This window comes from Flavobacterium sp. 25HG05S-40 (genome assembly GCF_052654735.1).
On record NZ_CP199750.1, the window covers coordinates 2,192,682 to 2,205,238 of the forward strand.

Consider the following 12,557-nt stretch of genomic DNA (forward strand, 5'->3'; position numbering starts at 1 on the left):
TATAATAATGCCACAAATATAAAAAGAGTTTTACGATTTATTCTCTTTTAAAAAACTAGTTTGCAGCGGCTATTTTTTTTATCATTCCGTTAAAAATAAAATAATGAAAGGGTAACATACTGTACCAATACAATCGTCCAAAAATACCTCTAGGTCTGAAAGTGGCTATTTGATGTAAAACATTATCGTCATCGATACGAAATTCCAGCCAAGCTTCGCCTGGAACACGCATTTCGGCAAAAAGAAGTAATCGTTTATTTTCTTTATCAGCTAATAAAACTCTCCAAAAATCAAGAGAATCACCGTTGTGTAATTCTGAAGGGCTAGTTCGACCTCTTCGCAATCCAACGCCACCAAACAGTTTATCTATTGCGCCTCTCAACTGCCACATCCAATCGCCATAATACCATCCTTTTGCACCTCCAATAGACCAAATATTATGGAGTACTTGTTGTGTATTGTCAATTTTTATGGACTTACTATCTTTTAAACAACCAAAATTGGGCACTTGGATGTAGTGAGCTAAGCTTTTTTTAAAACGACTGCTCACTAAACTGTCTTTCCAACTGGAGATTACCAAGTTTTGTTCTATTTTTTCGAAAGCCAATTTGATGGCATCTACATAAGAAATCGGTTTTATTTCCAGCATTTTTTGAAGGCGATTGTCTTTACAAATTACTTCGACTTTCATGCTATCGACTAAATTTATAGCCAATTTATAAGACGTAGAAGTCACAAAATACAGCCAATACGAAGATAATTTCGGAGTCATTATTGGGACGGTTATAATGGCCAACTTTATGTTCCGCGTTTTGGCGTAAAGCTGCATCATTTGCTTGTAGGTAATTACGTTGGGTCCGCCAATATCAAATGATTGATCATAACAATCAACTCTGTTTTGCACGCCAATTAAGTACTGAATCACATCGCGAATAGCTATGGGTTGTGTCTTGGTCAATACCCATTTTGGCGTAATCATAACGGGCAATTTTTCGCATAAATCCCTAATAATTTCAAAAGAAGAACTGCCTGAACCTACAATGATTCCCGCTTTTAAAACCGTCAACTTGTGTGGGCCACTGAATAATATCTTCTCCACACTGTTTCTAGAAAGCATGTGTTTGGATAAATTAGGATCGTTGACAATTCCACTTAAATAAATGACTTGTTTAATGTTCATAACCTGAGAATACTTGTTGAAGTTTTCAGCAGTTCGTGCTTCCATAGTATCAAAAGCATGCGTAGAACTTGACATCGAATGGATTAAAAAATAAGCAACATCCACTTGTTGAGGGCAGTTGTTCGGATTAAAATCATCTAAAAAATCAACTTCCCAAATCGATATCAAAGACAATATTTCTGCATCAAATCCGAGACGCATCTTGTCGCGCACGCAACAAATTACTTCATGACCTTGCGATAAAAGTTCGGGCAATAATCTTCTGCCTACATAACCATTCGCTCCTGTTAAAAGAATTTTAATAAAGTACTTTTTAGTTATTTCAATCGGTTAGCCAACGTTTTCTGTATTCGCCATTCTTGTCATAATCCTGAGCTTGTTTTTCAATATTGAAATACCTGTTTCCTCTTGGATCATTACCTACTCCGGCCAAATAAGCCCAATTGCCCCAATTACTGCATACATCGTAATCGATTAATTGCTGTTCAAAATACGAAGCGCCATAACGCCAATCTAACTTCAGGTCATTACACAAATAACTCGCTACATTTTGTCGACCGCGATTGCTCATAAAACCAGTTAACTTCAGTTCTTTCATGTTAGCATCAACAAAATCTACTCCAGTTTCGCCCTCTATCCAGCTTTGTAAAACATCAATGTTGTGTTTGTTGACTGCAATCCCATTATTTTGAATTCCGGCTAACTGAAAGAATTTAGCGTGGTATTTCTTCATCATAAATCTAAAATAATCCCGCCATAGCAATTCAAAAACCAACCAATACGTTGACTCATTAGCGCCATACTGTGCTTCAAACTTTTGAAGTTCAAAGTATATTTTTCTGGGAGAAATACAGCCCATGGCCAACCAAGCGGAGAATTTTGAGGAATAATCAGCACCAATCAAACCATTTCGGGTTTCTTTGTAAGTGGCTACAGATTTCGTATCGAAAAAATAAAGCTGTAGTCTCTTCAGTGCTTCTGTTTCTCCTCCTTTAAACGGAAGAACCGCTCTGGAATCGATTGGAAGTACAGCCAGACCTAATGCTTCTAATGTTGGCAAATCAATAGCGTCAACTATGGGCGATTTAATAGATTGTGGTTTATCAAAAACACCTCGAATCGTAGCATCTTTTTCGGTTTTTTTTCTGAAACTGGTAAAAACATCTGGAATATCTTTGATAGAAAAAGGCAAGTCTTGGGCATGATATAAAGTGCTGGTGCTAAAGGTTTCGAATTCGCAACCCAATTTAAAAAGTTCAGATTGCACCAAAGCTTCGGTTTGTTTTTCTTCGTAAGCTACTTCGCGTTTCGCAAAAACTTTGAACGCTCTATATTCTTTTGCAATTTTTGGAATTTCGACTTCAGGTTTTCCTTTGACAATAATCAATCCCGAACCCAATGCTCTTAAATTTTTATCCAAATCGGCTACCGACTCTAATAAAAACTGAGCTCTGAAGCTACCCGTTTTTTGAAAACCATATTCGGTCTTTTTAAATTGAGCCTCATCAAAACAATATACCGGAATAACTTCGTCACTTTGTGCTATCGCTTTTACTAGCGTTTCATTGTCATGTAGATGCAAATCAGTTTTGAACCAGAGGATTGCTCTTTTCATAGTTAGCAAATTATTTTTATAGATTATTTATATTTTTCAAATAATAATCGGCTTGCTGAAGTAAGCTTGCTTTATCATCAGGCTGCATTTTACGCCAAACATTGTACATCATTCCGATTCGTGGATTCTTGCCTAATTTATCTTCGTTTTTATCGTAGAAATTCCAATACAAACTGTTGAACGGACAGGCTTTTTCACCGACTTTCTTATTTTTATCATAGAAACAACTGCCGCAGTAATGACTCATTTTGTCGATATAAGAAGCCGAACTCACATAAGGTTTTGTACCTACAATGCCACCATCAGCAAACTGACTCATACCTCGTGTGTTGGTGATTTCAACCCATTCAATAGCATCGATGTAAATTCCGAGATACCATGCATCTACTTCATCGGGATGCACTCCGGCTAAAAGCGCAAAATTTCCCGTTATCATCAGTCGTTGGATATGGTGTGCATAAGCATATTCTAAGGATTGTGTAATGGCATCTTTTAGACAATTCATCCTGGTTTTTCCCGTCCAAAACCAATCCGGTAATTTCTCTGTATGATGGAAGAAATTCAGGGTAGCGAATTCGGGCATTTTTAACCAATAAATGCCACGCATATATTCTCTCCAACCGATAATTTGCCTAACAAAACCTTCGAGTTGATTGTACTCTATTTTGTCTTTGTTCCCTTCCCATTTCTTTATTGCGCTATCAATAACTTCTTTGGGAGAGATCAATTTAACATTCATCGAAAAGGATATTCTCGAATGGTATAACGACCATTCATTTGGTGTCATGGCATCTTGATAGGAACCGAATAAGGGCAAACATTCGGATACGAAAAAATCAAGTAAAGCTAACGATTGCTCTCTGTTTATGGGCCAAATGAAATGCTTAGCATCGATAGTTCCGATGGTCGAAACATTGGCTTCCTTTACTTCTGAAAAAATGGCTGTAACATCATTATTAAAAAGTAAAGGCGGCGTTGGTTTGTGATTTTTGGGAAGTTTTTTTCGGTTATCTCCATCATAATTCCATTGCCCTGTTACCGGATTATTGCCATCCATCAAGACATGGTGTTTTTTACGCATAGCACGATAGAAGCTTTCCATCAGCAACATTTTCTTGCCTTCAAAAAATACGCCTAACTCTTCCCTTGTACTAAAAAAGTGCTCCGAATCAAAAACCTTATGCGGAATAGCAAGTTGCGCACAATAGTTTTTCAATATAACATCTAATCGATATTCATCGGGCCATTGGTATTCAAATTGATTGTAACTCCCACTGTTTATAATAGCGTCTAAATTCTTTTCAAAGCACTGCAGATTGTTTTTGTCGTTCAACCGAATATATAATACCTGATGCTTTTGGGATTGTAGTTCAGTGGCAAAATAGCGCATCGCACTAAAAAAGCCAACTACTTTTTGAATATGATGTTGCGCATAATCGGTCTCCGTTCTTACCTCCATCATAACATAAGTAACAGCATCATCAACGCTTGAGAACCAAGAGTGATTGCTATTTAATTGGTCGCCCAAAATCAATCGAAGTGTTTTTTTACTTTCCATTTTTATTGGCTCTACATTTATCGCTACAATATTTTACGTCGTCCCAAACCTTTTCCCATTTTTTACGCCAGGCAAAAGGTCGGTCACAAATGATGCAAACTTTGCTGGGTAAGTTTTGTTTTTTAACGTTGCGCATCTTTAAAATTTAATTTGGTTCTTTTCCATTCAATGGCTACGGCGGAACCTTTGGCTATAAAAACTGCTTCAGGCTTTTTATTCATTAAAACTGAAAATGATTCGCCATACATCACTTTAAAATCGCAATCAATTTTATAATCAAGCACCTCGTGAATTTCCCAACTAGGATGATGCAACTGATATTCCTCGGTTTTATATTCACTTACTTTGGTATAGCCATAATAATGTTCGTAGATAAATTTTTCGAGTGAATCCTCTTGAATAATGTGTGATGACAAAGTGTTTTCGACATAAATGCTATTCCACTTCGTATTCAATTGCCATTCAAAAGCGACTTTTTGTGTTACAGCATCATTTGAAATACGGTGCTTTGTTGGAACCACCGTGTAATGTTCTTTATATAATGTATTGGCCATCCAAGCGACTATCTTATAAGGAATGGTCTCATTGACAAATACTACGCCGCGTTTGGTAACGCCATTATCATTTCGAGTAACATAAAATCGCAGATTGATTTCTTCAAAAGTGCCCAATCTAGGGATAGGTATGTTGAATAATTTGGTGTCTTTAAACATAAAACCAACCAAACTGACATAAGCTTTACCATTAAACAAATCGAGTTCTACGCCTTTGGGCAAGTAAGGCATTAAAATTTGGGGATCAATTTCATAATTGACCATGATGATGTTTTCCCAATTAGCCTTTAGAAATATAGTCATTATTTGGAGGTTATTTTTGAATTTTTCCGTGGATTACTTACATGTTTATTTAGAATTCGTTTGCCTTCGTCTTTGACTTCCTTTGTTTTGCGGAAACTCCAAATAACATCGCTGGCAAATTTTCGTGTTGCTTCGATATCAACTAGTGGTGCTGGATACTCTTTGCCAATTTCGCAGTGATATAATTGTTGTTCAATTAAGCTCAATTTCCAAGGTTCATGAATCAAACTTGATGGAACATGTTCTAATTCGGGAATCCATTTTTTAATAAAAACGCCTTCGCTATCGTGTTCTTCGGAATTCTTAATCGGATTGTAAATTCGAACCGTGTTGATTCCGGTAACCCCAGATTGCATTTGCAATTGCGGATAATGAATTCCGGGCTCGTAATCTAAAAACTGTCGCGCTAAAAAATGTAATTCGCGCCAATCTTGCCATAGATTAAACACAAAAAAAGAAACCACCATAGCTCTCATTCTGAAATTGAGATATCCTGTAGCAACTACACAGCGCATGCATGCATCAACAATAGGAACTCCGGTTTTTCCCTCTTGCCAAGCTTTGATATAGGCTTCCTTTTTAGGTTTGATTACAGCATCAAAAGCGTTATTGATATTGTTGAATTCCATTCGACATTCATCTTCAAACTTCTGTATGAAATGACAATGCCAATGCAACCGAGAAATGAAATTTGACAACGCCCTTTTGTTGGATGAGGCGCTGTAATGTTGCATAGTGTATTGGTATACCATGCGCATACTAATGTTTCCATAGGTCAAATAAGGTGATAAACGACTGCATCCTTTTCGGCTCAAACTAGGCTTGGATATGTGTTTGCTGTAATTGACATATCGTTCTTTTAAAAAACTATCCAAATACCGCCAGGCCCAATATTCTCCTCCTCGTTGGAAGTTATTGTTAGCTGTTGTAATTTCTGGATCTAAAGTTTCGCCTTTGACTTTGTTATAGAAATTAGCCTCTAAATTTTCGATGGACAACCTATTTAAATCAACTATTTTGGGCGTTTGTTGCATCACTTCTTCCCAACGCTTGTCCCAATCTTTTCTTGATTTTAATTTCCGAATGACACCATGCATTTGGAATTCCCTCCACTCGATATGGTGTTCGGAAAAGAAATGTTGCATTTGAATATCTCTATCAAATGTGATTTTATTACCAATTTCCTGATGAGAAAACACTGTTTTCACCTCATAGTTTTTTAGAATTTCATTAAAAACGGTTTCCAGTTCACTTTTAAAAAAATACATTTTCGCTCCGATGGCATCAAGTTGTGTTTGCAATCCTTGTATTGACTCATATATGAAGCGCCAATGCCGCACATCAGCATCATCATAACTCATGACAGACGGCTCAAAAAAGTAAAGCAGTAAAATAGGTAATCCAGACTGTTGCGCATTATAAAGTGGCTCGTGATCCGTTAGTCGCAAATCTCTTTTGAACCAAACAATATTGATGGCTTTTTTACTCAAAGTAATCTGAAATTATACTAGTTGTTTCTTTATCGGGCTTCGCGTAGCTCAAACGGTCTAAACGTTTAGTCGTGTGGTAACTATCCAGACCGGAGCATGTAATGGTGTTGGCTTTCTCTAAATCGATAAATCCGTCTTTACATTGGCAGTTTTCAGGAAAATAGACTTGAACAATTTCACCAATGACCATAATAGTATTGTTTATATTGATGTCTATTTTTTCACGAAAGACCATCCCAATCTGAACCAAGCTCTCTTTTACAAAAGGCGCTATAAAATCATCTTTATACGTTGGTGTTAAACCTGTTACATCAAATTCAGAAACTTCTTTTTCGTAACGAGCAGACGTTTGATGTGCTTTATCGTAAATAGCTTCATTGATGTGATTGATGGTATAAAATCCGGTTTCCAAAAGATTGGACAACGTATTTCGCTCTGGTGGACTTGGCCGGAAAATAAGCCCAATCAAAGGTGGATTGGCACCAATATGAATCACCGAACTAAATATCGCCAGATTTTCGAGTGAAGTAGCATCGACGGTTCCGATTAGAGCAACGCTCTTAAAGCCACCTAAACTGTTGATAAAATGGACACGTTGCTGTTTATCCATTGCCATGATATCATTAATAGCCATCATTTTTTGCATGCCAGAAAATATTTAAAGGGTAAATGAGACATTTTTTGATTGTTCCAAAACAATCCATTTTTTATCACTGTTCAATTTGAAAGTGCCGACGTGTTCTTTGTTCCACTCGGTCGGAGCAATTAAAGACAAAAAATTAATGCCGTCATCGGCTTTGTACATATGGTAAATTTCACCAACAACAGGCTCGAATGAAAATCGTGAGTTATACACAATTTCATTCCATTCAAATTCTTGCATTAAATCTTCGTATTGCTTTTTGAGTTCGTTGAACTTAGCTTCAAACTCTTTATTGACAAGATCTATACCTCTACTTTTCCAAGAAACAACATCGTCCAATTTTATTACTGGCGCACCAACATTGGTTCCGTAAGAAACAGTCTTGGCATAATAGCCTTGCTCTTCTGAAAAAACTACACTATCTGGTTTTTTTGAATTCATTTTGAAGATCGTTTTGAAATTTTATTATTGGTTATGGCACGTTGCAGTTTGCATTTAAACCTATCAATTCCGGCAACTCGCTTAGCTAAATGCTTGGTTTTACAATTTTCAACCCGATTTCTCCAAAGTTTGTAACTGCTGAATTTGAGTTCTTTTTTCATCAGAGCTTTGACATCGGCTTCGGCTAAACCAAACTGAAATTGAATAGCATCAAAAGGAGTTCTATCTTCCCATGCCATTTCGATAATTCGGTCTATAGCTACGTCGTCTAAATCGACTTGCAATTGTTTTTTGTTCATGTATTTTACAAAAAGATTAAACAAATATACATATATTTTATTTGCCAAGAAAAAAAACATTTTTTAATTGCTTTAAAATCAAATTCGATTTTTATAAAAAAATTGCCTTATTTTGCCCAATACAACTAAAACAATGATGCCATCCATCGCTGCCAACGGCTACCCAATAGTATTTCACGAAAAAGGCTATGAATTTCTCAATGACTTTATAAAAGAACATAAGTATTCCAATATTTTTATAGTAGTAGATACGCATTCCAACGACTATTGTCTGAACCGCTTTTTGCCCTTTTTGGCTACCGATGTGACTATTGAAATCATTGAAATTGAATCGGGTGAAAGTGAAAAAAACATCCATACTTGTTTAGAGATTTGGTCTATTTTGACAGAACTAGGTGGCGACAGAAAAACACTGATGCTCAATCTTGGTGGTGGCGTCATAACTGACATTGGCGGTTTTGTGGCTTCTACATTCAAAAGAGGCATCGATTTTATTCATGTTCCAACCACACTTTTAGCCATGGTTGACGCTTCCGTTGGAGGTAAAAATGGTGTGGATTTAGGCGCGTTAAAAAATCAAATTGGTGTTATTAACGTTCCTAAAATGGTACTGATTGACACCGAATTTTTAACCACATTACCACAAAACGAATTGCGTTCCGGTTTGGCAGAAATGTTGAAACACGGATTAATATTTGATGCTGATTATTGGGCGGAATTTAGAGATTTAAGTTCGATTGATTACGCTGATTTTGATACACTGATTTATCGTTCGATAGCCATTAAAAACGAAATTGTAATGCAAGATCCAACCGAAAACGGCATCAGAAAAGCATTGAATTTTGGGCACACACTTGGACATGCTATTGAAAGTTATTTTCTTTTAAATGAGACCAAAAAAACCTTGTTACACGGCGAAGCTATTGCTGTGGGAATGATTTTGGAAAGTTATATTTCGTGGCAGAAAAAACTACTTTCAGCTGCGGAGTATCTAGAAATAAAAAACACTATAAACTCGGTTTTTGATATCATTCCTTTTGATGAAACCGATATCAATCCTATTCTTGATTTACTGATACACGACAAAAAAAATGAGTACGGTAAAATTCAATTTGCCTTGCTTGACGGAATCGGGAAAACAAAGATTAACCAAGAGATTGAAAATGAATTGATTATAAAATCTTTCAACGATTATAAAACTTAACATTTTTTTCGCATCATAACTTGCATTTCGAAAATATTATTTTTTACATTTGCCCTGATGAAAAAATGTGAAAACACTACTATTTACTGTAACTACGAACAAGAAATTAACACTAATTTCTTAGCAGTTTTAGGCGCAACCTTTGTTGGAAAAAGCTCTTTTATGGCTATGTCCTCGCAAGTTCGTTTTTTATCACAGGAAAAATTACCGATTATTTACGCCAACATCAGAGTTTGAATTATAGATTACTTTGTTTTTATAAAAATGAATTAATCCATAATTATCTATACTAAATGAATACTAAATATTTCGATTTAATTAATCAAACGTATTACTTTCCACAAGAAGAATTTACCTTAAACAAAGACAGCCAGCTTCAGTTTCATAATATCGATTTGATGAAATTAGTAGAACAATATGGCACACCTCTCAAGTTTACTTACTTGCCACAAATTTCCAACAACATTAAAAAAGCCAAAAACTGGTTTCGAAATGCAATGGAAAAAAACAAGTATGACGGTAAATATTACTATTGCTATTGCACTAAAAGCTCTCATTTTGAATATGTTATGAATGAGGCTTTTAAAAACAATATACATATTGAAACCTCTTCTGCTTTTGATATTAACATTGTCGAGAATCTCCTAGAAAACGGAAAAATCAATAAAAGCACTTATATTATATGTAATGGTTTTAAACGCGACCAGTATATCGAAAACATTGCACGTTTGATTAACCACGGCCATAAAAATACTATTCCGATTATTGATAATTATGAGGAATTGGATTTATTACAGGAGCAAATTAAGGGAAAATTTAAAATCGGAATCCGAATTGCAGCTGAGGAAGAACCAAAGTTTGAGTTCTATACCTCAAGGCTTGGAATTGGATATAAGAATATTGTAAACTTTTACAAAAAACAGATTCAGGAAAATGACAATCTGGAACTGAAAATGCTTCACTTTTTTATCAATACCGGAATCAATGATACCGCTTATTACTGGAATGAATTGGTAAAATGTATTAAGGTTTATATTGCACTTAAAAAAGAATGCCCTTCGCTTGACGGATTAAATATCGGTGGTGGTTTTCCAATCAAAAACTCATTGGCTTTTGAATATGACTATCAATATATGATTGACGAAATTATTAATCAGATTAAGATTGCCTGTGAGGAAGCAGAAGTGGATGTGCCGCACATTTTTACGGAATTTGGTTCGTTTACTGTTGGAGAATCAGGCGGAGCCATCTATCAGGTTTTATATCAGAAACAACAAAACGACAGAGAAGCCTGGAACATGATTGACAGTTCATTTATTACAACATTACCAGATACTTGGGCCATTAATAAACGATTCATCATGCTAGCAGTCAATCGTTGGAATGATACTTATGAAAGAGTTTTATTAGGCGGAATGACTTGTGATAGTGACGATTATTACAACTCTGAGCAGAATATGAATGCGATTTACCTGCCCAAATACAGTAAAGAAAAACCACTGTATATTGGATTTTTTAATACCGGTGCCTATCAGGAAACCATCGGTGGTTTTGGAGGATTGCACCACTGTTTGATTCCACAGCCCAAACACATTTTAATCGACCGGGATCCAAACGGAATCCTCGCAACCGAAGTTTTCTCTGAGCAGCAAAGTTCAGACGATGTCTTGAAAATATTGGGATACCAGAAAAAATAATAGAGTATAAGCCCGCGAATAAACTGAAATTTTAAATTTAATTTAATTAGAAAAACTGTTTGTAGTTTTAGAAAAAAAGTTTTTCTTTGAAACCACAAACACAACAACAATCTTATAATGAGTAAAGGACCTATAAGTCAATTTATAGAAAAACACTATCTTCATTTCAACGCTGCTGCATTAGTTGATGCTGCGAAAGGATATGAAGAACATTTGCTTGACAATGGTAAAATGCTGATTTCCCTAGCTGGTGCAATGAGTACCGCTGAATTAGGAAAATCATTAGCAGAAATGATACGTCAGGACAAAGTACATATTATTTCTTGTACCGGAGCCAACCTTGAAGAGGACATCATGAACTTGGTGGCGCACAATTCCTATAAAAGAGTACCCAATTACAGAGATTTAAGTCCACAAGAAGAGTGGGATTTATTGGAAAATCACTACAACAGAGTAACAGATACTTGTATTCCAGAAGAGGAAGCTTTCCGCAGATTACAATCGCATTTATATGACATTTGGAACAATGCCAATTCAAAAGGAGAACGCTATTTTCCGCATGAATTTATGTACCAAATGATTAACTCAGGCGTATTACAACAATACTACGAAATCGATCCAAAAGATTCGTGGATGGTTGCAGCCGCTGAGAAAAACTTACCAATTGTAGTTCCGGGTTGGGAAGACAGTACAATGGGAAATATTTTTGCTTCTTACTGTATCAAAGGTGAATTTAGTCCACAAACGATGAAAAGCGGTATCGAATACATGATGTGGTTAGCCGATTGGTTTCCGAAAAACTCTGGTGGCAGAGGAGTTGGATTCTTCCAGATTGGTGGTGGAATCGCAGGTGATTTTCCGATTTGCGTGGTTCCCATGTTATATCAAGATATGGAAATGCACGACATTCCGTTTTGGAGCTATTTTTGCCAAATTTCAGATTCAACGACAAGTTATGGTTCCTATTCAGGAGCTGTTCCCAATGAGAAGATTACTTGGGGAAAACTTGACATACATACACCCAAATTTATTGTAGAATCGGATGCAACCATTGTTGTTCCTTTAATATTTGCTTACTTACTAGATTTATAAAAAGTTTTTTATGAGAAGAATTATCGTAGACTATGCTAAACTAACAGGAGACATACTAAATTTATTAGTAGAAAAGTTCCCTGAAGGTTATGACGACACCGACATTATTCGTTTTAGAAATGCCCAGAATGAGTTGATTGAAGCTGTTGAAGTAAAAACAGAAGATACCATTTACTTAGTGAAAGTAAGCACAAAGCTTGCTAGTCGTATGGAAAAATTTGATGAGGAAGAGGATATTGATTCAGTAGTAGAACCTATAGAACCAATTAAGGGACTGGATGATGACGATGATGCCCCATCGGATGAGAATGAAGATGATGAAGAAGATTTGTTAAAAGACAAAGGCGGTTCAGATGATGGTGATGACGATGATGACGATGACGACTTTGAAACCTCAGACAATTTTGATGAAGAAGATGATGATGAAGAATAAACTTTTTTATTTTAAATTATAAATTTTGAATTATAAATGAAACCCCAA

14 protein-coding genes are annotated in these 12,557 nt (G+C 35.9%); 5 read left to right on the plus strand and 9 right to left on the minus strand.

Going from position 1 to position 12,557, the window contains the following annotated elements:
• Positions 1-55: 55 nt before the first annotated feature.
• The 9 genes from ACULEU_RS09490 to ACULEU_RS09530 are packed head-to-tail and all read right to left on the minus strand — an operon-like array spanning position 56 to position 8,083.
• Positions 56-1,483 carry an SDR family oxidoreductase gene (locus tag ACULEU_RS09490; RefSeq protein ID WP_445454841.1) on the minus strand — a complete coding sequence of 476 codons (1,428 nt, stop codon included), beginning with the start codon at positions 1,481-1,483 and terminating at the stop codon, positions 56-58.
• A 19-nt stretch (positions 1,484-1,502) separates the two neighbouring features.
• On the minus strand, positions 1,503-2,795 hold the full coding sequence (locus tag ACULEU_RS09495; RefSeq protein WP_445452353.1) for a DASH family cryptochrome: 1,293 nt from the start codon (positions 2,793-2,795) through the stop codon (positions 1,503-1,505).
• 16 nt (positions 2,796-2,811) lie between these two features.
• A complete protein-coding gene (locus ACULEU_RS09500) occupies positions 2,812-4,353 on the minus strand; it encodes a cryptochrome/photolyase family protein (protein ID WP_445452354.1) in 1,542 nt (513 codons plus the stop codon).
• A complete protein-coding gene (locus ACULEU_RS09505) occupies positions 4,343-4,489 on the minus strand; it encodes a DUF2256 domain-containing protein (RefSeq protein WP_445452355.1) in 147 nt (48 codons plus the stop codon). Before ACULEU_RS09505 ends, ACULEU_RS09500 begins: the two co-directional genes overlap by 11 nt.
• Positions 4,476-5,210, minus strand: a complete 735-nt coding sequence (locus ACULEU_RS09510) for a YqjF family protein (protein WP_445452356.1) — start codon at positions 5,208-5,210, stop codon at positions 4,476-4,478. Before ACULEU_RS09510 ends, ACULEU_RS09505 begins: the two co-directional genes overlap by 14 nt.
• A complete protein-coding gene (locus ACULEU_RS09515; RefSeq protein ID WP_445452357.1) occupies positions 5,210-6,700 on the minus strand; it encodes a deoxyribodipyrimidine photo-lyase/cryptochrome family protein in 1,491 nt (496 codons plus the stop codon). Before ACULEU_RS09515 ends, ACULEU_RS09510 begins: the two co-directional genes overlap by 1 nt.
• Complete coding sequence (locus ACULEU_RS09520; RefSeq protein WP_445452358.1) at positions 6,693-7,346, minus strand: flavin reductase family protein; 654 nt, start codon at positions 7,344-7,346, stop codon at positions 6,693-6,695. Before ACULEU_RS09520 ends, ACULEU_RS09515 begins: the two co-directional genes overlap by 8 nt.
• Before the next feature lie 12 nt (positions 7,347-7,358).
• A complete protein-coding gene (locus ACULEU_RS09525) occupies positions 7,359-7,784 on the minus strand; it encodes a DUF2452 domain-containing protein (protein WP_445452359.1) in 426 nt (141 codons plus the stop codon).
• On the minus strand, positions 7,781-8,083 hold the full coding sequence (locus ACULEU_RS09530) for a TIGR03643 family protein (protein WP_445452360.1): 303 nt from the start codon (positions 8,081-8,083) through the stop codon (positions 7,781-7,783). The genes ACULEU_RS09525 and ACULEU_RS09530 overlap by 4 nt, the downstream gene beginning before the upstream one ends.
• 136 nt (positions 8,084-8,219) lie before the next feature.
• Between ACULEU_RS09530 and aroB the strand changes: the two genes are divergently transcribed.
• The 5 genes from aroB to ACULEU_RS09555 all read left to right on the plus strand — a co-directional run bounded on the left by aroB (position 8,220) and on the right by ACULEU_RS09555 (position 12,509).
• Positions 8,220-9,287: a 3-dehydroquinate synthase gene (aroB, locus tag ACULEU_RS09535; protein ID WP_445454842.1), complete on the plus strand. Its 1,068-nt coding sequence runs from the start codon at positions 8,220-8,222 to the stop codon at positions 9,285-9,287.
• A 57-nt stretch (positions 9,288-9,344) separates the two neighbouring features.
• Positions 9,345-9,524: a hypothetical protein gene (locus tag ACULEU_RS09540; RefSeq protein WP_445452361.1), complete on the plus strand. Its 180-nt coding sequence runs from the start codon at positions 9,345-9,347 to the stop codon at positions 9,522-9,524.
• A gap of 56 nt (positions 9,525-9,580) precedes the next feature.
• Positions 9,581-10,984 (plus strand): arginine decarboxylase, encoded by a 1,404-nt coding sequence (locus ACULEU_RS09545; RefSeq protein WP_445452362.1) that lies wholly within the window; start codon positions 9,581-9,583, stop codon positions 10,982-10,984.
• A gap of 117 nt (positions 10,985-11,101) precedes the next feature.
• A complete protein-coding gene (locus tag ACULEU_RS09550) occupies positions 11,102-12,076 on the plus strand; it encodes a deoxyhypusine synthase family protein (RefSeq protein WP_445452363.1) in 975 nt (324 codons plus the stop codon).
• Between the two features lie 10 nt (positions 12,077-12,086).
• Positions 12,087-12,509: a DNA primase gene (locus ACULEU_RS09555; RefSeq protein WP_445452364.1), complete on the plus strand. Its 423-nt coding sequence runs from the start codon at positions 12,087-12,089 to the stop codon at positions 12,507-12,509.
• The last annotated feature ends 48 nt before the right edge of the window (positions 12,510-12,557 follow it).